24 protein-coding genes are annotated in these 23,472 nt (G+C 71.9%); 10 read left to right on the forward strand and 14 right to left on the reverse strand.

Annotated elements, in window-relative coordinates:
* A complete protein-coding gene (locus OG439_RS33425) occupies positions 1–306 on the reverse strand; it encodes an urease subunit beta (protein ID WP_247058391.1) in 306 nt (101 codons plus the stop codon).
* A 76-nt stretch (positions 307–382) separates the two neighbouring features.
* Positions 383–685, reverse strand: coding sequence for an urease subunit gamma (locus OG439_RS33430; RefSeq protein ID WP_247058393.1), 303 nt, complete (start codon positions 683–685; stop codon positions 383–385).
* Between the two features lie 279 nt (positions 686–964).
* Between OG439_RS33430 and OG439_RS33435 the strand changes: the two genes are divergently transcribed.
* Positions 965–2,113 (forward strand): citrate synthase 2, encoded by a 1,149-nt coding sequence (locus OG439_RS33435; RefSeq protein WP_326944670.1) that lies wholly within the window; start codon positions 965–967, stop codon positions 2,111–2,113.
* Positions 2,114–2,168: 55 nt separating this feature from the next.
* On the opposite strand, the gene OG439_RS33440 is transcribed toward OG439_RS33435, so the two are convergent.
* Complete coding sequence (locus OG439_RS33440) at positions 2,169–2,753, reverse strand: TetR/AcrR family transcriptional regulator (RefSeq protein ID WP_326951678.1); 585 nt, start codon at positions 2,751–2,753, stop codon at positions 2,169–2,171.
* A gap of 20 nt (positions 2,754–2,773) precedes the next feature.
* The gene (locus OG439_RS33445; protein ID WP_326951679.1) at positions 2,774–4,480 is read right to left on the reverse strand and encodes an SDR family oxidoreductase; all 1,707 of its coding nucleotides are present in this window, start codon (positions 4,478–4,480) and stop codon (positions 2,774–2,776) included.
* Between the two features lie 1,014 nt (positions 4,481–5,494).
* On the opposite strand from OG439_RS33445, the gene OG439_RS33450 reads away from it, so the two are divergent.
* Genes OG439_RS33450 through OG439_RS33470 form a run of 5 tightly spaced genes read left to right on the forward strand, consistent with a single transcriptional unit; the run spans position 5,495 to position 10,284 of the window.
* On the forward strand, positions 5,495–6,334 hold the full coding sequence (locus tag OG439_RS33450) for an ABC transporter ATP-binding protein (RefSeq protein WP_247058397.1): 840 nt from the start codon (positions 5,495–5,497) through the stop codon (positions 6,332–6,334).
* Positions 6,331–7,152, forward strand: a complete 822-nt coding sequence (locus OG439_RS33455) for an ABC transporter permease (protein WP_326944671.1) — start codon at positions 6,331–6,333, stop codon at positions 7,150–7,152. The genes OG439_RS33450 and OG439_RS33455 overlap by 4 nt, the downstream gene beginning before the upstream one ends.
* Positions 7,149–8,306, forward strand: coding sequence for a sensor histidine kinase (locus tag OG439_RS33460; RefSeq protein ID WP_326951680.1), 1,158 nt, complete (start codon positions 7,149–7,151; stop codon positions 8,304–8,306). The genes OG439_RS33455 and OG439_RS33460 overlap by 4 nt, the downstream gene beginning before the upstream one ends.
* Positions 8,303–8,923 (forward strand): response regulator transcription factor, encoded by a 621-nt coding sequence (locus tag OG439_RS33465; protein WP_326944672.1) that lies wholly within the window; start codon positions 8,303–8,305, stop codon positions 8,921–8,923. The genes OG439_RS33460 and OG439_RS33465 overlap by 4 nt, the downstream gene beginning before the upstream one ends.
* A gap of 23 nt (positions 8,924–8,946) precedes the next feature.
* Positions 8,947–10,284, forward strand: a complete 1,338-nt coding sequence (locus OG439_RS33470) for a serine hydrolase domain-containing protein (protein ID WP_326944673.1) — start codon at positions 8,947–8,949, stop codon at positions 10,282–10,284.
* Positions 10,285–10,326: 42 nt separating this feature from the next.
* Here OG439_RS33470 and OG439_RS33475 read toward each other — a convergent pair whose 3' ends face one another.
* On the reverse strand, positions 10,327–10,644 hold the full coding sequence (locus OG439_RS33475; protein WP_247058408.1) for a hypothetical protein: 318 nt from the start codon (positions 10,642–10,644) through the stop codon (positions 10,327–10,329).
* 153 nt (positions 10,645–10,797) lie between these two features.
* Between OG439_RS33475 and serC the strand changes: the two genes are divergently transcribed.
* Positions 10,798–11,925, forward strand: a complete 1,128-nt coding sequence (serC, locus tag OG439_RS33480; RefSeq protein ID WP_247058410.1) for a phosphoserine transaminase — start codon at positions 10,798–10,800, stop codon at positions 11,923–11,925.
* 1 nt (position 11,926) lies between these two features.
* Here serC and OG439_RS33485 read toward each other — a convergent pair whose 3' ends face one another.
* From OG439_RS33485 to OG439_RS33510, 6 genes are all read right to left on the reverse strand, one after another.
* Entirely contained in the window at positions 11,927–13,171 is a 1,245-nt protein-coding gene (locus OG439_RS33485; RefSeq protein WP_326944674.1) for a glycosyltransferase 87 family protein, read from the reverse strand.
* A 46-nt stretch (positions 13,172–13,217) separates the two neighbouring features.
* Positions 13,218–14,744, reverse strand: a complete 1,527-nt coding sequence (locus tag OG439_RS33490) for an amidohydrolase family protein (protein WP_326944675.1) — start codon at positions 14,742–14,744, stop codon at positions 13,218–13,220.
* A gap of 172 nt (positions 14,745–14,916) precedes the next feature.
* Positions 14,917–16,050 (reverse strand): ABC transporter permease, encoded by a 1,134-nt coding sequence (locus OG439_RS33495; protein WP_326951681.1) that lies wholly within the window; start codon positions 16,048–16,050, stop codon positions 14,917–14,919.
* A gap of 77 nt (positions 16,051–16,127) precedes the next feature.
* Positions 16,128–16,814: an ABC transporter ATP-binding protein gene (locus OG439_RS33500; RefSeq protein ID WP_326944676.1), complete on the reverse strand. Its 687-nt coding sequence runs from the start codon at positions 16,812–16,814 to the stop codon at positions 16,128–16,130.
* Positions 16,811–17,896, reverse strand: a complete 1,086-nt coding sequence (locus OG439_RS33505; RefSeq protein WP_326944677.1) for a peptidoglycan-binding protein — start codon at positions 17,894–17,896, stop codon at positions 16,811–16,813. The genes OG439_RS33500 and OG439_RS33505 overlap by 4 nt, the downstream gene beginning before the upstream one ends.
* Before the next feature lie 5 nt (positions 17,897–17,901).
* Positions 17,902–18,444, reverse strand: coding sequence for a hypothetical protein (locus tag OG439_RS33510; protein WP_326944678.1), 543 nt, complete (start codon positions 18,442–18,444; stop codon positions 17,902–17,904).
* A 121-nt stretch (positions 18,445–18,565) separates the two neighbouring features.
* Between OG439_RS33510 and OG439_RS33515 the strand changes: the two genes are divergently transcribed.
* From OG439_RS33515 to sepH, 3 genes are all read left to right on the forward strand, one after another.
* Positions 18,566–19,228: a response regulator transcription factor gene (locus OG439_RS33515; protein ID WP_326944679.1), complete on the forward strand. Its 663-nt coding sequence runs from the start codon at positions 18,566–18,568 to the stop codon at positions 19,226–19,228.
* On the forward strand, positions 19,225–20,376 hold the full coding sequence (locus tag OG439_RS33520; RefSeq protein WP_326944680.1) for a sensor histidine kinase: 1,152 nt from the start codon (positions 19,225–19,227) through the stop codon (positions 20,374–20,376). Before OG439_RS33515 ends, OG439_RS33520 begins: the two co-directional genes overlap by 4 nt.
* A 301-nt stretch (positions 20,377–20,677) precedes the next feature.
* A complete protein-coding gene (sepH, locus tag OG439_RS33525) occupies positions 20,678–21,529 on the forward strand; it encodes a septation protein SepH (protein ID WP_326944681.1) in 852 nt (283 codons plus the stop codon).
* 3 nt (positions 21,530–21,532) lie between these two features.
* Here the strand turns inward: sepH and OG439_RS33530 are convergent, their stop codons facing one another.
* From OG439_RS33530 to OG439_RS33540, 3 genes are read right to left on the reverse strand one after another with little or no spacing between them, the layout of a single operon-like run.
* Positions 21,533–21,886 (reverse strand): MmcQ/YjbR family DNA-binding protein, encoded by a 354-nt coding sequence (locus OG439_RS33530; protein WP_326944682.1) that lies wholly within the window; start codon positions 21,884–21,886, stop codon positions 21,533–21,535.
* A 19-nt stretch (positions 21,887–21,905) separates the two neighbouring features.
* On the reverse strand, positions 21,906–22,526 hold the full coding sequence (locus OG439_RS33535) for a DUF2537 domain-containing protein (RefSeq protein WP_247058431.1): 621 nt from the start codon (positions 22,524–22,526) through the stop codon (positions 21,906–21,908).
* A gap of 52 nt (positions 22,527–22,578) precedes the next feature.
* Positions 22,579–23,385: a TrmH family RNA methyltransferase gene (locus tag OG439_RS33540; RefSeq protein ID WP_326944683.1), complete on the reverse strand. Its 807-nt coding sequence runs from the start codon at positions 23,383–23,385 to the stop codon at positions 22,579–22,581.
* Positions 23,386–23,472 lie beyond the last annotated feature (87 nt).

Below are 23,472 nucleotides of genomic sequence, written 5' to 3' on the forward strand. Positions count from 1 at the left end.
TCAGAACTCCCCCGAGAATTCGGACCGCAGCCCCGGCACGCGGCGCGCGCCGGCGAGCGGAACGAGATCGACTTCGCGTTCGACGCCCGGTTCGAACCGCACCGACGTGCCGGCCGGGACGTCGAGCCGGTGCCCGCGGGCGGCGTCACGATCGAACTCGAGGCCCGGGTTCACGGCCGCGAAGTGGTAGTGCGAGCCGACCTGCACGGGCCGGTCGCCGAGGTTGCGCACGAGCAGCCGGACGCGCGCGCGGCCCGGGTTCAGCTCCACCGGCTCGTCGCCGGGGATGATCTCGCCTGGACGCATCCGGCTCCTCTCACGTGGGGGTCGTGAGTGGTAATGAGGGTTCTAACCCTCATTACCACTCACGACGGGCGGGCGGTCAGACGATCGGGTCGTGCACGGTCACGAGCTTCGTGCCATCCGGGAAAGTGGCCTCGACCTGCACGGAGTCGACCATCTCCGGCACGCCGTCGAGGACCTGGGCCCGGCCGAGCACGGTCCGGCCGCTGGCGACCAGTTCGCTGACCGTGCGGCCGTCGCGGGCGCCTTCGAGGACGTGGTCGGTGATCAGCGCGACCGACTCCGGGTAGTTGAGCCGGACCCCGCGGTCCAGCCGCTTCCGCGCGACGTCCGCCGCCACGTGGATCAGCAGCTTGTCGCGCTCCTGGGGGCTGAGGTGCATCAGTCAGGTCTATCACCCGGACCACAGCCGCGCCCGGTTCGGAAACACAGGATTTACCTGGGGTTCGTCACAGTCCGTGGCGGAAAATTCTCCTGCCGGACGGCCTGGGTGACTGAATCGTTCTCGTAATCGTGACCGAAACCACCACATCTTTCGATTGCCCCCCGGCGATCGAGGGAGCAAGGTCTATCCATCCGTGCGATGGTGCGCGCTTTCCGTGCGTATCCCGTCAGCGCGACCAGCCGGGGAAGAAAGCGCACCGAAAGGTTTCGCGAAACAGTGACTACCTCCACGATCAGCAAGCCACAGCCGTCCGGCCAACCCGACGACGGCTTCCGACCGGGTCTGGAAGGCGTCGTCGCCTTCCACACCGAGATCGCCGAACCCGACCGGGACGGCGGTGCCCTGCGTTACCGCGGCGTCGACATCGAAGACCTCGCCGGGAAGGTGACCTTCGGCGACGTGTGGGGCCTTCTCGTGGACGGCCGGTTCGGCCACGGCCTCCCGCCCGCCGAGCCGTTCCCGCTGCCGGTGCACACCGGCGACGTCCGGGTGGACGTCCAGGCCGCGCTGGCCATGCTCGCCCCGATCTGGGGCTACCGCCCGCTGCTCGACATCACCGACGAAGAGGCCCGTGAGCAGCTGGCCCGCGCCTCGGTGATGGCGCTGTCCTACGTCGCGCAGTCGGCCCGCGGCATCGGCCAGCCGGCCGTCCCGCAGACCCGCGTCGACGAGGCCCACTCGATCACCGAACGCTTCCTGATCCGCTGGCGCGGCGAGCCGGACCCGGCCCACGTCAAGGCCCTCGACGCCTACTGGGTGTCGGCCGCCGAGCACGGCCTCAACGCGTCCACCTTCACCGCCCGCGTCATCGCCTCGACCGGCGCCGACGTCGCGGCGGCCATGTCCGGCGCGATCGGCGCGATGTCCGGCCCGCTGCACGGCGGCGCCCCGGCCCGCGTGCTGCCGATGATCGAAGAGGTCGAACGCACCGGTGACGCCGCCGGCCTGGTCAAGGGCATCCTCGACCGCAAGGAACGGCTGATGGGCTTCGGCCACCGCGTCTACCGCGCGGAGGACCCGCGGGCCCGCGTGCTGCGGCGCACCTGCCAGGAGCTGGGCGCCGAGCGCTACGAGGTGGCCGCGGCGCTGGAGCAGGCCGCGCTGAAGGAGCTGCGCGAGCGCCGTCCGGATCACCCGATCGAGACGAACGTCGAGTTCTGGGCCGCCGTGATCCTGGACTTCGCGCAGGTCCCGCCGCACATGATGCCGTCGATGTTCAGCCCGGCGCGCACCGCCGGCTGGGCCGCGCACATCCTGGAGCAGAAGCGGACCGGCCGCCTGGTGCGGCCGTCGGCCAAGTACATCGGCCCGGCGCCGCGCACCCCGCAGGACGTCGAAGGCTGGGACCTGGTCACCCAGCGCTGACCGCTGTTGTCCGTGAAGGACTCCTTACCGGCTCTTATGGCCGGTAAGGAGTCCTTCACGGCTTTGCGGTGACCTCGTGGGCGGCCGTGGCGGCGAGCATCGCGGTGAGCTGGTCTACGAGCCAGGCGTCCAGGGACTCTCGGGGCACGGTGCGTTCTTGGAGCCAGCTCAGCAGGGCGCCTTCGACGACCGCCGTCCAGCAGCGCAGGGTCAGCAGCACCAGGGGCGACGGGTCCGTGACGCCGAGCGCGTCGAGGATCAGGGCGACCGCGCGGTTGCGGACCGCGTCGACGGCCGCGTTCGTCTCCGACGTCGCGATCACGGATCCGCTGCGCAGCAAGGCGATGTAGCCCGCGCGGTAGTTGTCCGCGACGTCGATCAGGCCGCGGACGGCCGCGCGCAGCCGCGCCTCCGGCGGGCCCTCCTCGAGCCCGGCGAGGCCGTCGATCAGCCCGTCGGTGACCGTGCGCAGCGCCTCCACCTGCAGCTCGCGCAGGTTGGGGAAGTACCGGTAGAACAGCGGCCGCGACACCTCGGCCGCCGCGACGATGTCGTCCACCGTGACCAGTTCCGGCGGCCGCGACCCGAACAGGTCGAGCGCGGCCCGGATCAGGTCGTCGCGGCGCGCCTGCGGCGACATCCGCCGCGGCCGGCGTTCGGTCAAGGGGTGACGTCCAGTTTCGCCGCCGCTCGCAGCAGCCCCGGCGTCAGTCGCGAAAGGACCAGCGCGACCTTCGACTCCGGAGTGGACGGTGCGATGGCGGTGTCCTTTTCCACCGCCCGCAGGATGTCCTTCGCCACGCCCTCCGGGCCGAACCCGCGCCGCGCGTACAGTTTCGAGCTTTCCTTCTGGCGCCGCTGCCGCTCCTCGTCGGACACTCCGACGAACCGCGTGGTGCTGGTGATGTTCGTCTTGACGATGCCCGGGCAGACGGCCGTGACGCCGATGTGGTGCTCGGCCAGCTCGGCGCGCAGGCAGACGCTGAGCGTCAGCACGGCGGATTTCGTGGTGGCGTAAGCGGAAAGTATCTTCGACGGCAGGTAGGCCGCGGCGGACGCCAGGTTGACGATCTGCCCGCCCTCGGCGCGTTCGGCGAGCATCGGCGCGAACGCGCGGCAGCCGTGGATGACACCCCAGAGATTGACGTCGATGACGCGTTCCCAGTCCTCGACGGACGTGTCGAGGAACGGCCCGGACATACCGATCCCGGCGTTGTTGACCACGATGTCCGGCACGCCGTGCTCGGCCTTGACCTGCTCCGCGAACCGGTGCACCGCGGGGCCGTCACTGGAGTCCACTGTGTACTCGGCCGCGTCGACCCCTCTGTCCTGCAGGAGTTTCACGGTCTCCGCGGCGGCGTTCGGATCGATGTCGGTGATGACGACGTCGGCACCCTCGTCGGCGAAGGCGAGCGCGGTCGCGCGGCCGATACCGCTGCCCGCGCCGGTGACGACGACCAGCTGGTGGGCGAACCTGCCTGGTTTCGGCCCGACTTTCGCCTTGCGGAGCGCGCGGCTCTCGGCGCCGTTTTCGGTGTACTCGATCAGCTCGGCGGCCGCGTCGGCGATGACCTTCGGCTTGGCGCGGGTCACCCAGTGCGTCCCGACGATCCGGCGAACCCGCAGGTCAGGCACCCATTCGGCGATCTCGGTCTGCAGCGGCGTCGTGACGAAGGCGTCGCCGGTCGGGGCCAGCACCTGCACCGGGACGTCGGCCTCGCGCGGTACCGGACGGCTCAGCCGGGTGAACATGTTCGCGCGGTACAGCTCGAGTCCGTTGACGCCGTCTTTGGTGCTCGGCTTCGCGGCGCCGGGGTCCATCCGGGCGATCTGCGCGGGCATGATGCCGGTGCGCCAGAGCAGCGGCGGGAGGAACGGGAGCTGGAACGCGAGGATGTACCAGGAGTGCAGGAACTGGGCGAGCGCGTTCTTGATCCTTTTCGGCGACGGACGGGTCAGCTGCGCGCGAAACCAGGCGCCGGCGTGGTCGAGGCTCGGCCCGGAGACCGAGGTGAAGGACGCGACGCGCCCGCGCAGCCCGTCGCCGGTGACGGCGTGCCAGGTCTGGATGGAGCCCCAGTCGTGGGCGAGGAGGTGCACCTTGCCGCTCGGCTGGACCTCGTCGACGACGGCCTTGAGGTCATCGGCCAGCTGGTCCAGCCGGTAGGACGAGCGTCCCGACGGCTTGTCGGACTGCCCGGCCCCCCGCACGTCGTAGGTGACGACGCGGTGTCTGCCGCGCAGCTCGGCCTTGACGGGGTCCCACATCGAGCTGTTGTCGGGATAGCCGTGCACGAGCACGACCGTCGGCCCATCGTCACGGCCGTCGATGTCGACCGAGAGGCGGACACCGTCGCTGGCGGTCACCCACTTGTGAGGCATTCCGTCATGTTAGACAACTTGTCAACAAGCGCGCGACTGATCATTCACCCTTGCGGGGGCTACCGAATGAGCGCCGTTCGTGCATTTCCCTTGTATGACAGCGTTTTTGTGGTTCCACGGGAAACCTTGCACGATCTCGCAAGCCGCCGCGCCGACGACGCGGCCCACGGATCGGTGATGCCGCGGACGCGCCGGTCGGGTCGGAGGCGGTGCTGAGGCGGCGCGCTGGGGTCTCGTTCGCTGCGAGAGGGGCGCGAATGGACCGCTCGCGCCCCGGGCGACACCAACGGGCCACTCGCGCGCAACGCAGCACGAACGGGCCGCTCGCGCCGAGTCGGGCACGAATGGACCGCTCGTGCTCGGCGAGGCGCGAACGGACCGCTCGCACCAGGACTGGAGCGGCACGAACGGGCCATTCGCGCCCAACACGACACCAACGGGCCACTCGCGCAGCGCAGCACAAACGGGCCACTCGCGCCGGATCGGAGGGCACGAAAGGGCCGCTCATGCCCAACACGACACTGACGGGCCACTCGCGCGCAGCGCGGCATGAACGGGCCACTCGCGCCGAGCCCGGCGGCAGCCCGCAAGAGCTACTCGTGCCGGGACTGCACCGCATAAGGACCACCCGCCCCAAGCTCGGAGCGGCACAAACGAGCATTCGCGCCGGAGCCGGAGGGCGCGAAAGGGCCGCTCGTGCCGAGTCGGGCGCGAACGGACCACTTGTGCACGGCGAGGTGCGAACGGACCGCTCGCACCACGACCGGAGCGACACGAACGAGCCACTCGCGCCGGGACCGAGGCGGCACGAAAGGGCCATCCCCGCCGGTTGAAGCGCGAACGGCCCACCGCCACCACACCCCGGCCCAGGTGCAGCCCAGGCCGAGGTCAGACGACCAGAACCCGCCCCGGCCGACGACTCTGTCCACCGATCGGTGGACAGCCGGATTCAGTCGCGCGTTGGGCGGAATCCACACGCATGAAGACCAAGCTGGACCCATGACCACAGCAGTGAGCGTGCGCGGCCTGCGCAAGCAGTATCCCGGTCACCTCGCGGTGGCCGGGCTGGATCTGGACATCGCCCAAGGTGAGGTTTTCTCCCTGCTCGGGCCCAACGGTGCCGGGAAGACCACCACCGTCGAGATCCTCGAAGGTCACCGGCAGCGGACCGGTGGCGAGGTGACCGTGCTCGGTGAAGACCCCGGCAAAGCCGGGCGGGAATGGCGCTCCAAGATCGGCATCGTGCTGCAGACCGCGAACGATGCCGCCGAGCTGAGTGTTGCCGAGACCGTCCGCCACTTCGCGAAGTACTACCCGAACCCGCGCGATCCCGACGAGGTGATCGAGAAGGTCGGGCTCACCGAGAAGGCCAAGTCACGGGTCAAGGCGCTCTCCGGCGGGCAACGGCGGCGCGTCGACGTCGCGCTCGGGATCGTCGGGCGGCCTGAGCTGCTCTTCCTTGATGAGCCGACCACCGGGTTCGACCCCGAGGCTCGGCGGCAGTTCTGGGCGCTGATCAGCGATCTCGCCGGCGAAGGCACGACGATCCTGCTCACCACCCACTACCTCGACGAGGCCGAGGCGCTCGCCGATCGTGTCGCGGTGATCGCGCGTGGGGAGATCGTCGCCCAGGACACGCCGCAGAACCTCGGCGGCCGGGCGAGCGCCGAGGCCACCGTGCGGTGGACCGACGAACGCGGCGAGCACACCGAGCGCACGGCGTACCCGACCAAGCTCGTCAACCAGCTCTCCGCCGGCGGCCGCGAACTGGGGAACCTCACCGTGACCAGGCCCAGCCTGGAGGACATCTACCTGGACCTGATCGGAGACAAAGCATGACCACCGCGGCAGCCACCCGAAACCTCCCCGGCCCGCTCGCGCTGGGCCTGGCCCGCGGCGGCACCGAGCTGCGGCAGTTCTTCCGGCACAAGGAACAGGTGGTCTTCACCTTCTCCCTGCCCGCGGTGCTGATGATCCTGCTCGGCTCCATCCTGGACGGCCCGACCGCGCTGGCCGGCGTCACGTCGGGGCAGCTGCTCGCCGCCGGGATGATCGGGTCCGGCATCGTCTCGACGTCGTTCAACAGCATCGCCACCGGCGTCTCCGCCGACCGCGAGACCGGCGCGCTCAAGCGGCTGCGCGGCACGCCGATGCCCTCGGCGTCCTACTTCATCGGCAAGATGGTGCTGGTCGCGGTGTCCAGCCTGGCCCAGACCGTGCTGATGGTCGCCGTCAGCACGCTGCTGTTCGGACTGAAGCTGCCGGCCGATCCGGCGAAGTGGCTGACGCTGCTGTGGGTGTTCGTGCTCGGCATCGTGTCCTGCACGCTGCTCGGGATCGCGCTCAGCTCGCTCGCGAAGTCGACCACCGGCGCGGTGGCCGTGGTGCAGATGCTGTACCTGGTGCTGCAGTTCATCTCCGGCGTGTTCGTCACGCCGATCACGAACCTGCCGAAGATCATGGTGGACATCGCGTCGTTCTTCCCGCTCAAATGGATCTGCCAGGGCTTCCGGTCGGTGTTCCTGCCGGACGGCGCGGTGGGAATGGAGATGGCCGGCTCATGGGAACTGCCTCGGGTGGCGCTGGTGCTGGGGATCTGGTGCGTGGCGGGCCTGGTGCTGGCACGGCTGAGCTTCCGGTGGACCGACGGGAAGTGAACGACGCCTGGGACCGGTTCAACTGGCTCTGGGAGATCCTCTTCGCGGTCACCTACGTCGCCACGACGGTCCTGGTGCTGCTGGACGAGACCGACCCGGTCCGCGGCACCGTCGCCGTCGGGGCGCTCACCGCGCTCGCGCTGACGTACCTGCTCTGGGGCCGCGGGATCGTCCGGAACGACGAGCACACGCGGCAGCGGTGGGTGTTCGCGGTCGTGGTCTTGGCCCTGGTCGCGACCGCGGTGCTCGCCAACACGACGGCCAGCTTCGTCCTGTTCATGGCGTGCCCGTTGCTGTTCATGACGCTCGAGTTCCGGCCGGCCGCGGTGCTCACCACGGCGGCGATCCTGCTGAGCCCCGCGTCGGCGATCGCCGACAACGGGCTGCAGGGCCCGGAGCTGCACATCCTGCTGCCGATGACCGCGATCCTCATCGTGTTCGGGGTGCTGGCCGGCAAGTTCATCCTGCACGTCATCGAGGAGAGCCGGGCGCGGGCCGACCTGATCGCCAAGCTCGAGGAGAGCCAGGCGGAAGTCGTGCGGCTGTCCCGGGCGGCGGCGACGGCGGCCGAGCGCGAGCGGCTGGCCCGGGAGATCCACGACACCCTCGCGCAGGGCTTCACCAGCATCGTCACCCTCGCCCAGGCCATCGAGTCCGAAGTGGACGCCGACCCGGCGGCGGCGCGGCGGCACGCCGAGCTGGCCGCCCGCACGGCGCGGGAGAACCTCGCCGAAGCCCGCACGATGGTCGCCGCGCTCGCGCCGGACGACCTGACGTCGGGCTCGCTGGTCGACGCCGTTCGCCGGCTGACCGACCGGCTCGGCGACGAAACCGGGCTGGCCGTCCGGTACGAAGTGGACAGTGACCTGCCCGCGCTGGCCATGGCCGCGGAGGTGGTCCTGCTGCGCGGGGCGCAGGAGGCGCTGAACAACGTCCGGCGGCACGCGACGGCGGCCGCGGTGCTCGTCCGGCTGTCCCTTGTGGACGACGCCGTCCGGCTGGACGTCCGGGACGACGGCGCCGGCTTCGACCCGGACCGCGCCGCCGGGTTCGGGTTGCGGGGCATGCGGTCCCGCGCGGAACAGGTGGGTGGCACGCTGAGCGTCCGCAGTGGCGCCGACGGCACCGAACTGACCCTGGAGGTCCCCGCGTGATCCGCATCATGCTCGTCGACGACCACCCCGTCGTCCGGGAAGGGCTGCGCGGCATGCTCGAAGCCGAGCCGGACCTGACGGTCGTCGGCGAGGCGGGCTCCGGTGACGAGGCGGTCGCGCTCGACCGCGTCGCGCAGCCGGACGTCGTGCTGATGGACCTGCGGATGCCCGGGCTGGACGGCGTCGGCGCGACCAAGCGGATCCTGCGCGAGCAACCCGGCCGCCGGATCGTCGTGCTGACGACGTACGAGACGGACGCGGACATCCTGCGCGCGGTCGAGGCCGGCGCGTCCGGTTACCTGCTGAAGGACGCGTCCCGCACGGAGCTGGCGAACGCGATCCGCGCGGCGTCGCGCGGCGAGACGGTGCTGGCGCCGTCGGTGGCGGGCAAGCTGGTCAACCGGGTCCGCAACCCCGGGCCCCAGTCGCTCTCGGCGCGCGAGGTGGAGGTGCTGCGCCTGGTCGCGAAGGGCGGCACGAACGCCGACATCGGCCGCGCGCTCCACATCAGCGAGGCGACGGTGAAGACGCACCTGCTGCGGACGTTCGGCAAGCTCGGCGTCTCGGACCGGACGGCCGCGGTGACCACGGCGATGGCCCGGAACCTGCTCACCTGAGCGGCGCGCGGCAGAATGCCAGCATGCTTGAGTCGACCGAACACGCACTGCTCCGCCGGATCGCCCACGAGCAGGCGGCCTGCCGGGCTCCGTCGCTGGTCGCCGCCGTGGTGCGCGACGGGGAGATCGTCTGGTCCGGCGGGCGGGGGCGCGTCGGGGACGCGGTCCCCGGCACCGACACCCAGTACCGGCTGGGCTCGATCACCAAGACCCTCGTCGCCACCGCCGTCATGCGGCTGCGCGACGAGGGCCTGCTGGACCTCAACGACCCCCTCGAAAACCACGTCCCGGGCACGCCGTTCGGCGCCGCGACCGTGGCCCAGCTGCTCTCCCACACCTCCGGCCTGACGTCCGAGTCGCCCGGCCTGTGGTGGGAACGCACCCCCGGCGCCGACTGGGACGCACTCGTCGGCAGCCTCGCCGAGGGCGCCACCAAGCACCGCCCGGGCGCGAAGTTCCACTACTCGAACGTCGGGTACGGCGTGCTCGGCGAGCTCATCTCGCGCCACCGCGGCAAGGACTGGCTGTCCGTGCTCGACGAGGAGATCCTCGGTCCGCTCGGGATGACCCGCACGACCCCGCACCCGGTCGGCGCGCACGCCGACGGCTTCGCCGTGCACCCCTTCGCCGACGTCCTGCTGCCCGAGCCGCACCCGGACGCCGGCGCGATGGCCCCGGCCGGGCAGCTGTGGTCGACGGTCACCGACCTCGGCCGCTGGACGGCGTTCCTCGGCGGTGACGACGGCGGTGTGCTCAGCCCTGACACCCTCGAGCAGATGCGCACGATGGTCACCGTCGACGACTCCGACGTCTGGACGACCGGCTTCGGGCTCGGCCTGATGCTCGTGCGCTACCGCGGCCGCCGGCTGGCCGGGCACACCGGCTCGATGCCCGGCTTCCTCGCCGTCACGCTGGTCGACCCGGCCATCCGGACCGGCGCGCTGGCGCTCACGAACTCGACGTCCGGGGTCGGCATCACCCAGCTCGCGCTGGACCTGATCACCACGACCGAAGAGCTGGAACCGCACCTGCCCGCGGAGTGGCAGCCGTCCACTGTGGACCCGGCCCTGCTGGCGCTGACCGGGCTCTGGCACTGGGGCCCGACGCCGTACCACCTGCGGATCCAGGGTGACGCGCTCCTGCTGGCCCCGGTCGAGGGGGCCGGCCGCGGCTCGCGCTTCCGCCCGACCGGCGACGACACGTACGTCGGCCTCGACGGCTACTACTCCGGCGAGACGCTGAAGGTGGGCCGGGACGGCGAAGGCGTCGCGACCCACCTCGACCTCGCGACGTTCGTCTTCACGCGCACGCCGTACGACCCGGCCGCGCCGGTGCCGGGCGGCGTCGACGGCTGGCGCTGACCAGAGGCCCCGCTCACACCCCCAGCCGGGTGAGCGGGGCCTTCAGGCCAGCGCGACCGTCCCCGCGGAGAACGCGACGGCGGTCGCGAACCGGGTGGCGATGCGCTTGCCCTCGCCCCAGTCGAACAGGCCGAACTTCAGGTTGGTGAGGACGGTGAGCGTCGACCCGCCCGCGGCCGGCGTGACCGTCGCGGTGACCTCCTGGCCCCAGCTGAAGAGGGTCATCCCGGTGCGGAAGGACACGAATCCGCGCTGGCCCTCGTAGTACGGGCCCTGGCCGCCGACGGCGGCGACGCCGGCGGGGAGTGCGTTCCACAGCACCTCGGGCGGCGCGGGGAAGCTGTGCTGCACAGTCGTCATGACGCGGCAAGGTAGCCCCGGTCAGGGCATCCGGTAACCGTGTTTTTACGGTCACGGCAGCGCGTCCCACTGCCCGGAACAGCGCCGATTCCACATTCCGGACACTTCAGCACCGCTTCGACCTGCTCCGTCCCGACCTGAGAGACTGGCCACATGACCGACGCTGAGTTGACCATCCCCGCAGATCTCAAGCCGGCCGACGGCCGCTTCGGCTGCGGACCGTCGAAGGTCCGCGCCGAGCAGCTGAGCGCCCTGGCGGAGTCCGGCTCCACCTACCTCGGTACGTCACACCGGCAGAAGCCGGTCAAGTCGCTCGTCGGGCGCGTCCGGGCCGGGCTGTCCGAGCTGTTCTCGCTCCCCGAGGGCTACGAGGTGATCCTCGGCAACGGCGGAACCACGGCGTTCTGGGACGCGGCCGCGTTCGGCCTGGTGCGCGAGCGCTCGCAGCACTTCACCTACGGCGAGTTCTCCTCGAAGTTCGCCTCCGTCACCAAGGGCGCGCCGTTCCTGGCCGACCCGATCGTCGTCAAGGCCGAAGCGGGCAGCGCGCCCGAGATCGCCTACGAGGCCGGGGCCGACCTGGTCGGCTGGGCGCACAACGAGACGTCGACCGGTGTCGCCGTCCCGGTCCGCCGTCCCGAAGGCTCCGACGGCGCGCTGGTCGCGATCGACGCCACCTCCGGCGCCGGCGGCCTGCCCGTCAAGGCCGAGGACTTCGACGTCTACTACTTCGCGCCGCAGAAGTCGTTCGCCGCGGACGGCGGCCTGTGGATCGCGCTGGCCTCGCCCGCCGCGGTCGAGCGGATCGGCGAGATCGGCGGCGGCGACCGCTGGATCCCGGAGTTCCTGTCGCTGACCACCGCGCTGGACAACTCCCGCAAGGACCAGACGTACAACACCCCGGCCGTGGCCACGCTCTTCCTGCTCGCCGAGCAGATCGAGTGGATGAACGGCCAGGGCGGCCTCGAGTGGACGACCGCGCGCACGAAGGACTCGTCGTCGCGGCTCTACGAGTGGGCCGAGAAGACCAGCTACACGACGCCGTTCGTGAAGGACCCGGACCTGCGCTCGCAGGTCGTCGGCACGGTGGACTTCGCCGACGAGGTCGACGCCGCCGCGGTGGCGAAGGTGCTGCGCGCCAACGGGATCGTCGACACCGAGCCGTACCGCAAGCTGGGCCGCAACCAGCTGCGCGTCGGCCTGTTCCCGGCCATCGACCCGGACGACATCACGAAGCTCACCCAAAGCATCGAGTACGTCGTCGAACGCCTGGGCAGCTGACCTAGACGTCCGTGAAGGCCTCCCTACCGGCTCTTACGGCCGGTAAGGAGGCCTTCACGGCTTTCAGGCGAGGTGCGGCGAAAGCCGCGAGAACCAGCAGGGCGAGACCGAAGAGTTCGTACGACTCCGTCGCCAGCCACCAGCCCACCGAGGGGGCCGGGCGCGGGGCGAACCACATCGGCCCCCAGATGAACAGCGTCAGGCCGGCCACGACGACCGCACCGGCCCACCACGTCACCACGCGGTCGGTGCGCCAGGACCGGACGCCGTAGTACCCGGCCAGCACCAGGATCGGCACGCACCACGTCCAGTGGTGCGTCCACGAGATCGGCGACACCAGCAGCCCGCCGAGCGCGCACGCGGTCAGCCCGAGCACCGGCTCGGCCGCCCGGACGATCACCACCGCGACCACCGCCATCACGGCGAGCGCGGCCAGCAGCCACACGACGTTCCCCGCGGTTTCCGGCAGGCCCAGCCGCGTCACCAGGCCCTTCAACGACTGGTTGCCGACGTAGTCGACGCCGCCGATGCGGCCCGCGTCGAAGACGAGCTTCGTCCAGTACGTGAAGGACGCCGACGGCCGGACCAGCCACAGCAGCGCGCCCGCCGCCACGAACCCGGCGACCACCCGCGCGGCCGACTTGAAGTCGCGGCGGAACAGGAAGTAGACGACGAACACCGCCGGCGTCAGCTTGATCGCCGCGGCCACGCCGATCAGCAGGCCCTTCGTCCGCCCGCGCTTGCCGGGCAGCAGGACGTCGAGCACCACCAAGACCATGAGCAGTGCGTTGATCTGCCCGAAGCCCAGCGTCGAGCGCACCGGCTCGAGCAGCGCGCCGGCCAGCTGCGCCACGATCGCGACGAGCGCCGCCACCGCGCGGCCGCGGACCTTCGAGGCGTCGGTCAGCGAGCCGTTGAGCGTCGCGACGTAGAGGTAGGCGACGACGCCGGTCGCGAGGATCGAGGCGATGCTGACGAGCTTCATCGTCGCCGCGAACGGCAGCAGCGTGCCCGGCAGGAACACCGCCGCCGCGAACGGCGTGTAGGTGAACGGCAGCAGGATCTGGTGCGTCGTCGGCACCCAGGCGTCGTACGGCGAGCCCTGCTGGGCCAGCGCCTTCGCGCCACCCAGGTAGACCTCCAGGTCGAGGCCGTCGAACCGCTTCAGCACGAGTACCAGCACCACGGCGGCGACTTCGAGCACGGCGAGCGCCCCCGCCAGCTTCCGCCCGGACCACTGTGACACGCATCCCCCTCGAGCCGGTCTCCGACCGGCCGAGATTACCGGGCGCTCAGCAGCAGCCACGCACCGGCAAGCCCACTGACCTGCTGTTCGCGCTCGCCAGCGGCTGCTTCGCCGCCGTCTCGGCGTCGGCCAGCATCCGGGTCAGGCGCGCCCGGTCGAGCACGCGGCCCGCGGTGACGACGGTGTCGATCCGGCGGACCGCGCGGATGTCGGTGAGCGGGTTCGCGTCGAGCAGCACCACGTCGGCGACCTTGCCGGGGGTGATCGTGCCCGCGGTGGCCGACCGGCCGAGGAACCGCGCGGCGTCGCGCGTCACCGTCTGCAGCGCCTGCCGCGGCGACAGCCCGGCCTGGACGAGGTAGCCGAGCTCGTCGTGCAGGCTGAAGCCCGGGAAGACGTACGGGTTCAGGCAGTCGGTGCCGCCGAGGACCCCCAGCCCGGCCCGGTGCGCGGCGCCGACGAGGCGCAGCTGCGCCTCGAAGTACGCGTTCTGCTGGTCGATCTGCTCGGCCGTGGCCGGCGTGAACATCGGGAGCCGGTCGGCCCAGTAGTCGACGATGTCCTGCGAGACGTACTTGAGCCGCGGGTCGTGCGCGTAGGTTTCGGTCGGGCTCGACATCACGCGGTTGACGGTGAACGTCGGGCTCACCCAGTTGTCCAGCGCCTTGAGCTGGGCGAAGTGGCGCTCCGCGGTGGCCGGGTCGTAGGTCTGGGCCGCCTGCCGGTCGAGGTCGCGGGCGAGGTTGAAGAAGTCGCGCTTCGCGTCCGGGTCGAACGGCGTCGCGTCGAGGCGGGCCAGGAACTCGTCCCGGCGCCGGGACGTGGCGATGGACAGGCCGAAGAGGTGCTCGAAGGTGCGCTGCCCGGCCCTCGCGGCCTCGACCTGGCGCAGCCGGTACGGCCAGTGCCCGGCGAACGGCAGGCCGACGCGGCGGCACTCGTCGGCGATCGCCAGGAACACGTCCTTCGGCAGGTAGAAGTAGACCTTGACGAAGTCGGAGCCCTGCTCGACGGCGGTCCGGACGGCCGCACGCCCCTCTTCGGGGGTCGCCACCTGCGTGATCGGCGGGCCGAGCAGGCTGACCGGGCCGTCGAGGATCGAGCTGGCGAGCACCACCCGGGGGCCGAGCAGCTCGCCGCGCACGATCTTGTCGCGGGTGGCGCGGTTCTCGTCGTAGCCCTGCATCTCGCGGATGCCGGTGACGCCGTTGGCCAGGAACAGCGGCGGCCACAGCTTTTCGTAGTCGATGCCGTGGGCGTGCATGTCCCAGAGGCCGGGGATCAGGTACCGGCCGCGGCCGTCGACGATCCGAGCGCCCGCGTGGTGCGGCAGCTCGGCCGCCGGGCCGACCCAGGCGATCCGGTCCCCGACCAGCACGACCGCGGAGTTCGGCCGGGCCGGGGCGTCGGTGCCGTCGACGACGGTGGCGCCGAGCACGACGACGACGTCCGTGCCGGCCGCGGCGGCTTCCTGGGCGAAGAGCGCGGGCGCGACACCCGCGGCGGCGAGGCCCGCGCCGGCCGTCGCCAGCCAGCGGAGGAAATCACGTCTGTTCGCCTCGACGCGCACCACGGCAGCCGCCCTTTCGATCAACGGATTTGATCGATATTCAACGCCGCGAGCCACGGTCGGGGAATCTTCCACCTTGCTCAATTCCGGTGTAGGGCACACGCGAAGGTGCGGCCGAAGCGCCACTTTCGTACCAAAAGTGATCCGAAGACACTTTTGGTACGAAAGTGACGGCTCAGGCGAGCGCCCGCGTCGGGGCGAGCCGCGCCGCGCGGACCGCCGGGTACGCCCCGGCGACCGCCCCGACCAGTGCCGCGACGCCGACGCCGCCGGCCAGCGCGCCGACCGGCAGCACGGCCGGCCAGCCCTGGCTCAGCGCGTACCCCGCGGTCACCAGCACCCCGGTCACGACCCCGGCCAGCCCGCCGAGCCCGGACAGCAGCACCGATTCGGCCAGGAACTGCCCGCGCACCTGGCGTTTCGTGGCCCCGAGCGCGCGGCGCAGGCCGATCTCGCGCCGCCGTTCCAGCACCGAGATGACCATCGTGTTCGCCACCCCGACGCCGCCGACGAGCAGCGCGACCCCGCCGAGGCCGAGGAACAGCGCGCTGTAGGTGTTGTCGGTGAGCTTCTGCGCGGCGAGCGCGTCCGACGGGCGGCGGACCTCGACCTCGTTGGGCGCCTGCGGGTTCAGCGTCGCGCCCAGCACCGACCGCACACCGTCCACTTCGGACTCTTTCGCGCGGACGTACACAGTGGACGGGTGGCCGTCGAAGCCGAGGAGCCGCTCCGCGACGTCCCAGCCGACCAGCGCCGACCGTTCGATCTCCGGCGCCAGCGGCATCGGCCCGAGGATCCCGACGACGGTGAACCACTGCGCGCCGATCAGCACCTGCGGCGGCTGCGCCGGGTCGACGTGGTCGATGCCGAGCCGCGCGGCGGCCTGCGCACCGAGCACGGTGACCGGGTAGTTCCGGTTGCCCGGGGCCAGGAACGCCCCCGACCGGACCTTCCCGCCCAGCACCCCGAGCAGGTCCGGCCGCGCCGCGAAGACGCCGAGCCCGGACGTCTCGTCGACCGGGATCTTGTCGCTGCGCCGCACGCTGGCCGACGTCGTCCCGGTGCCGGTCGCGGCGGTCACCGGCGCGATCCGCTTGGCCATCGCGACGGCGTCGTCCGGCAGGGTCGCGTTGGCCCCGAACAACGTCTGCCCCGGCCCGGCGGTGAGCAGGTTGGTGCCGAGCGCGGCCAGCCGGTCGTGCAGGGCCTGCGCGCCGGACGCCGGGATCGCGAGCACCGCCACCATCGCCGCGACGCCGATCGCGATGCCCAGCGCGGAAAGCACCGCGCGCACGGGCCGCGTCCGCATGCCGTGGGCGCCGAGCGCGACGACGTCCGGGGGCTTGAGCCGGGCCGGCTCGGGCAGCTGGACCTCGGGTGGGGCGATCACCGCGCACCCACCAGACCGGTGTCGAGCCGCAGGTGCCCGTCGAGCAGCTCGATCCGGCGCGGCATGCCCGCGGCGATCTCCCGGTCGTGGGTGATCACCACGATCGTCGTGCCGTCGGCGGACAGCTCGCCCAGCAGCGCGAGCACGGCCGCGCCGGTCCCGGTGTCGAGGTTGCCGGTCGGCTCGTCGGCCAGCAGGATCGCCGGGTCGTTGACGACGGCCCTGGCGATCGCGACGCGCTGGCGTTCCCCGCCGGACAGCTCGCCGGGCCGGTGCCACGCCCGGTGCCCCAGCCCGACGCGGTCGAGTGCCTCCCGGGCCCGCGTGCGCCGCTGCCGCCGCGGCACCCCGGCGTAGAGCAGGCCGGTGCACACGTTGTCCACCGCACTCATCCCTTCGTCGAGGAAGAACTGCTGGAACACGAACCCGATCCAGCGCGACCGCAGCGCCGAGACCTTCCGGTCGGACAGCACGGCGACGTCGTGGCCGCGCAGCTCGACGCGGCCGGTGGACGGCCGGTCGAGCGTGCCCATCAGGTGCAGCAGCGTGGACTTCCCGGACCCGGACGGCCCGACGATCGCCACCATCTCGCCGTCTTCCAGGCTCAGCGAGACGCCGTTGAGCGCGGCGACGCCGCCGGGGTAGGCGCGCGTGACCTCGTGCACGCGCAGGACGGGCGTCACGACGTCGTCACCACCCGCATGCCCGCGGTCAGGCCGTTGCCGCTGACCTCGACCTTGCCGCCGCTGAACAGTCCCGTTCGGACGGCGATGAGCCGCCGCTTCCCGTTCTCGTCGACCTCGACGGCGTAACCGCCTTCGGCGAGCGCGAGCAGCGCGCCGACCGGCACCGCGAGCACGCCGGAGTGGACGTCCTTGGTGAACCGGACGGTCGCCGGGGCCGAGTCGAGCGTGCCGGCCACGGCCGGGTCGTCGAGCTGGACGGTCACGGTGATCTTGGGCTTGCCGTCGTCCTGGCCCGCCCCGTCCTTGCCCTCGACCGCGGACTTGCCGACGTCGGTGATCGTGCCCTTCGACGTCTTCCCGTTGATCGTCACGGACGCCTTCGCGCCCTGCTGGGCGAGGTCCTGCTTGGCCGCGTCGAGCTTGACCTGCACCGAGCGGACGGTGCCGCTGGTCTTGAGCACCTCGCCCTGGGCCGGCGAGCCGAGCTTGGCCGACAACGCCGACACGCGCAGCTCCCCCGCCGCGAGGACGACGTCGCCCGGGCCGAACGCGCCGGTCTGGTCCAGCCCCAGCGCCTTCTGCCACTTCTTCAGCGCGGCCGCCGTCGCCGACGTGAACTTCTTGTCCGGCGTGCCGAAACCGCCGTAGCCACACGCCTTGAGGTTCTCCTCGAGCTGCTTGACGTCGGCGCCGTCGGCCGCGCCCGCGGCGAGGTCGCGGTAGAACGGCAGGGTGCCGTAGAACAGCGGCACCGGCTTGGCGTCGACGCCGTACACGGCCTTGCAGCGGGTGAGGGTCGCGCCGGCGTCGGGCAACGACGTGACGGTGCCCGGCTTGCGGCCGGCGACCGAGGACTCCTCGCCGTAGCCGAGGGTGCCGTCGGCCTCCTCTTCCTCGGCGAGGTCGGTCTTGGCCACCTCCGCCGTCTCGACGGGCGGTGGGGCGGCCTCCTGCACCGAGGTGGCGGAGGAGACGCGGGTGAGGATCACGGCGGAGCCGGTGCCCACCACCACGACGAGCACGGCCGCGGCGATGAACCAGCGCGCCCGGCCCCGGCGTCGCGGCTTGGATTCGATCATCTCGGTCATCGGCCCGGTGCCGCCGGTTCAGCGTGCATCGACATGCCGAGCCCGCACGCCTTCGCGGCGGCCTCGAACTTCGACGGGTCGTCGCCCGGGCCACCCATCCGCGTCGCGCCCTTGCCGCTCGGATCGGGGTCGGGCATGTCGATGCCGTGGTCCCGCATGCACTTGGCGTCCTTGCGCATCTTGTCCAGCTCTTCGGGGCTCGGCGGCTTCATCTCGCCGCCGTTGGGCATGAGGCTCTTGCAGGCGCTCTGCGCCGCGTCGAGCTTCCCCGCGTCCTTGGCGTCACCCCCGAGCGTGACCGCCATCCCGCCGTCGCCCGCCGGCTTCGGGTCGGGCATGTCGACGCCGTGCTCGCGCATGCACTTGGCGAAGTCGCGCATCTTGTCTTCGTCGCTCTTGTTGTCGGCGGCCTTGGCCGGGGCCGACGAGGACGGCCCCGAGATCGAGGCCACCTTCGACGCGTCGTCCGGCTTGGCCCCGCACCCCGCGAGCAGCACCGCGGCGCCGATCGCCGCGATGAGCGTCAGGCGTGTTCGCATCGGCTCGCTCCCTTCTTCCGGTCTTCCGGTTCGGTGGCAAGGTCTACGGATCGGGGGATTCCGGCGCGCTAAGCGAAGTCGCTTATGCGGGGCTTATGGCCCGCCTGGGCAGACTGGGCGGGTGCGTGTGCTGGTGGTGGAGGACGAGCGGCTGCTCGCCGACTCGGTCGCGGAGGGGCTTCGCCGCTTCTCGATGGCCGTCGACGTCTGTTACGACGGCGAACAAGCCCTCGAGCGGGTCGGGGTGCACGGCTACGACGTCGTCGTCCTCGACCGCGACCTGCCGAAGGTGCACGGCGACGCGGTGTGCGCCGCCGTCGTCGCGGCGGGCGGCGAGGCACGGGTGCTGATGCTGACGGCCGCCGCCGACGTCACCGACCGCGTCGCCGGGCTGGGCCTGGGCGCCGACGACTACCTGACCAAGCCGTTCGCGTTCGCCGAGCTGGTCGCCCGGGTGCAGGCGCTGTCCCGGCGCGCGCGGCCCGCGTTGCCGCCGGTGCTGCAGCGCGACGGCGTCGTGCTGGACCTGCCGCGCCACCAGGCCGCGCGCGACGGCCGGTTCCTGCAGCTCTCGCCGAAGGAGTTCGCCGTGCTGGAAGTGCTGATGCGGGCCGAGGGCACGGTGGTGAGCGCCGAGGACCTGCTGGACAAGGCGTGGGACGAGCACGCGGACCCGTTCACCAACGCGGTGCGCGTCGCGGTGATGACGTTGCGCCGCAAGCTCGGCGAACCACCGGTGATCGAGACGCTGCCCGGCGCCGGCTACCGGTTCGGCACCCCGTGAACGCGCTGTCCGTCCGGACCAAGCTGACCGCCTGGTACGGCGGGCTGTTCCTGCTGGCCGGGCTGGTCCTGGTCGTCATCGACTACCTGCTGGTGCAGGGCACGCTGCCCGACCCGGCCCGGTTCGCGACGGCGTCGCTCGGCTCGGCGGCCGACATGGCGTACGGGCTCCCGGACGACACGGTCCAGGCGCCCGCCGGCATGGCCGTGCGGCTGGTCAGCGGGTCGCTGGACGAGTACCGCTCCTCGACGCTGTCCACCCTGGTCGTCAACTCGGCGATCGCGCTCGTGGCGACGGCCGCGCTCGCCGTCCTGTTCGGCTGGCTGATGGCCGGGCGGGCGCTGCGGCCGCTGCACGACATCACGTCGGCCGCGCGGCGGCTCGAGGCGGGCAAGCTCGACCGGCGGATCAACCTCGAAGGTCCGCCCGACGAGCTGAAGGAGCTGGCCGACACCTTCGACGGCATGCTCGACCGGCTCGCGGAGTCGTTCGACAGCCAGAAGCGGTTCGTCGCGAACGCCTCCCACGAGCTGCGGACGCCGCTGGCCGTGCAGCGGACGCTGATCGAGGTCGCGATGGCCGACCCCGAAGTCGCGCCCGACCTGCGGAAGCTCGGCACGCACCTGCTGCACACCAACGAGCGCAGCGAGCGGATGATCGAGGGCCTGCTGATCCTGGCCCGCAGCGACCGCGGCCTGACCGCGCGCACGCCGGTCCGGCTCGACCAGGTCGTCGCGGCGGTCGTGCGGGCCACCGCGGCCCAGGCGGAGGCGGCGGGCGTCAAGGTGGAGACCCGCTTCCGGCCGCGCACGGTGGCGGGCGACCCGGTGCTGCTGGAGCGGCTGGTGACGAACCTGGTGGTCAACGCGATCACGTACAACGCCCGCGGCGGCTGGGTGTACGCCGAGGTCCGCGGCGACCCGGCCCTGGAGGTCCGCAACTCGGGCCCGGTCGTCCCGCCGGAAGCCGTGCCGACGCTCTTCGAGCCGTTCCGCCGGATCAACGGCGCCGAGCGGACCGGCGACACGCGCAACGCCGGGCTCGGGCTCTCGATCGTGCGTTCGGTCGCCCACGCCCACGGCGGCACCGCCGAGGCCCAGCCGGGCAAGCGCGGCGGGCTCACCGTGACCGTCCGCCTGCCGTCCTGAGCGGGAACCTCACGACGTCCCACGCGTCCCAGTAGTCACACCAGTCCCAGAAACCACAGGGCCCAGCGGACTGGGCCAGTCGGAGGAGATTTTGCCGGAACACGCCGAAGCGATCCACTCGATCGTGACTTTGCGTGGTCGGCGTGTCACACGATCGCCGCTGACCTGGGCACGGATGATGCGAGAGTCGCAAGATGAACAGTGGTCCTTTGGGTGATGACTCGGCGCGCCTCGCACGTCAAGCCGACGCGCCGTTCTAACGTGGGCACCCACAACGGTGAAGCATCGGGGAAGGCGAACAATGCGCACGCTGCGAGTGGTCGGGTTGCACGAGGACGGTAAGTCCATCGTGTGCGAAGACCCGGCGAGCCGTACGCAATTCCTCCTCCCGGCCGATGAGAGACTGCGCGCGGCGGCGCGGGGTGACATCACCCGCCTCGGCCAGATCGAAATCGAGTTGGAGAGCCAGATGCGGCCACGCGAGATCCAGGCGCGAATCCGCGCCGGCGAATCAGTCGAACAGGTCGCGAGCGGCGCCGGGATCTCGGAGCAGCGCGTCGAGCGCTACGCCTACCCCGTCCTGCTCGAGCGGTCGCGCACGGCCGAGCTCGCGCAGAGCGCGCACCCGGTCCGCGAAGACGGCCCGGACGTCCAGACGCTCGGCGAGGTCGTCGCGTACGGCTTCGGCGTGCGCGGGCACGACTACTCGCAGGCCACCTGGGACTCCTGGAAGGGCGACGACGGCCGCTGGGTCGTCGTGCTGCGCTGGAAGGCCGGCCGCTCGGACAACCGCGCGCACTGGGCGTTCGCCCCGGGAGCGCACGGCGGCACGGTGACGGCGCTCGACGAGAACGCCGAGGTCCTGCTCGACCCCAACGCCTACCGCCCGCCCCGGACGGTCCGCGCGCTCAACCCGGCCCGCGACGCGGAGTTCCAGCCGACGCTGGACTCGGTGCCGCCGGACCACGCCGAGCTGCCGGCCGCCGAGCCGGACCCGGACGACGACACCCGCGAGATCCCCCGCGTCCCGGCCGACCCCGAAGAGGAGACGGCCACCGCGGAGGAGCCCGCGCGCCCGAAGGCCAAAAAGAATCACCCGATCGTGCCGTCCTGGGAGGACGTGCTGCTCGGGGTCCGCTCGCAGCGCGGTTAGGTCCTACTCGACCAGCGCGGCGAGCGACTTCGGCGCGACCAGGCGGTAGGCGTCACGCACGATCCGGTCGATCTCGGCCCAGTCGACGTCGACGTCCAGCCGCACCCCCAGCCACCCGCGGTGCCCGACGTACGGCGGCCGGAAGAACCGCTCGGGCTCGGTGCGCACCAGCTCCTCCTGCACCCCGGCCGCCGCCGGGCACCAGAAGGCGAGCCGGCCGTCGTCGTGGTGGTGGTTCGCGAAGCTGACGAAGGTCTTCTTGCCGCGCACGAACCACGTCGGCTCGCCGTGGCTGTCCCGCTCGCTCGCCTCCGGCAGCGCGAGACACAACTTCCGCAACGCGTCCAGCTGCTCCATCGCGCCAGTATCCCCTGCGTCAGGCGCCGCTGAAGACGATGACCAGCACGCCGATCCACGCGATCAGCACGCCGCCCGCCGCGCCGTAGGCGGCCCAGCGCAGGATCGGGGTGCGGCGGATCAGCCACAGCGACGGCGCGATCCCGGCCGTCACCACCACGGACGCCACCAGGGCGAGCCAGCTGCTGGTCTCGCGCGCGAGCGTCGTCGCCAGCGCCAGCATCGCCACCACGACCACGGCCGCGATGAACGCGGAGACGATCAGCCCGGTGACCCACGGGGTGGGCTCGCCGGGCGGTCCCGGCGGGCCGAGCACCGTCCGGACCAGCTTCCGGCCGGTTTCGGGCTGGCGCGGCGGCGGCTCGACGACGGTGTCGGCGCCGGTCACCGGATCCACGAACCGCACGGCCGTGCCCATCACCGCGGCCAGCCGGCCGGCCAGCTGACGGCCGCGCTGCGAGACGACGGAGGCCGCCTCCGCACCCGGGTCGGCGGACACGGCCGAAGCCACCCGCGCCCACTCGTGCAGGGCCTGCGCCAGGTCCCCGCCGATCGCGAGCTTGTACGGATCCACCTCGCGCGCCTGGTCGCCACCGGGTCCGGCCAGCACCGCGCGCTCACCGCGGATCCGCAGCTCCATGGGGTCCTTTCGCGCCGGCGGGGGTCAGCCGAGAATAGAGATCGCCGTCACCTTAGTCACCCGAGACCAGTTCGTAGAACGCCACGGCGGCGGCCGTCGCGATATTGAGGGAGTCGACTCCGGCGGGCATGGGTATCCGGACCGCGTGATCAGCAGCCGCGAGCGCCGTCTCGGTCAGTCCGGGCCCTTCCGCGCCGAACAGCAGGGCCACCGGACCCGGCACGCGCTCACGCAGCTCGCGCAGCGGGACCGAGCCCGGCCGCGGGGTGAACGCGGCGACGGCGAACCCGCGCGCCCGCAGGTCGTGGAGCCCGCCCGGCCAGTCCGTCAGGTACCCGAAGGGGACGCGCAGGACGTGTCCCATGGACACGCGCACGCTGCGCCGGTACAGCGGGTCGGAGCAGCCGGGGCCGAGCAGCACGCCGTCGACGCCGAGCGCGGCCGCGTTGCGGAAGAGCGCGCCGAGGTTTTCGTGGTCCCCCACGCCTTCCAGCACGGCGATCGTGCCGGCCCCGGCCACGACGTCGGATACCGTCGGCGGCGCCGGCCGGTCGGCGATCGCGAGGATGCCGCGGTTGAGGTGGAAGCCGACGACGTCGGCCATCACCTCCGCCGAAGTGACGTACTGGGGCGCGTCCGTCCCGGCCAGGTCGTCCGCCAGCTCGGCGAACCGCCGTTCGACGCCCAGCAGCGCGCGCACGGGGTACCGGGACGCCAGCAGCCGCGACACCACGACGGTGCCCTCGGCGATCACGAGTCCCTTGCCACCAGGGCGGTCCGGACGCCGGTCCGCAGTGGACAGGTCGCGGAAGTCGTCGAGTCGCGGGTCGTCCCGGTCATCGGTGTGGATCACGGCCATCCGCCCAGTCTGTCATCCGCTTGCCGGGTCGCTCACTGGTCCGAACGTCCACGCCACTCTGGTACGAACGGGTTCAATTTGCTGTCG

The organism is Amycolatopsis sp. NBC_01307 (assembly GCF_035975215.1).
Lineage (GTDB): Bacteria > Actinomycetota > Actinomycetes > Mycobacteriales > Pseudonocardiaceae > Amycolatopsis.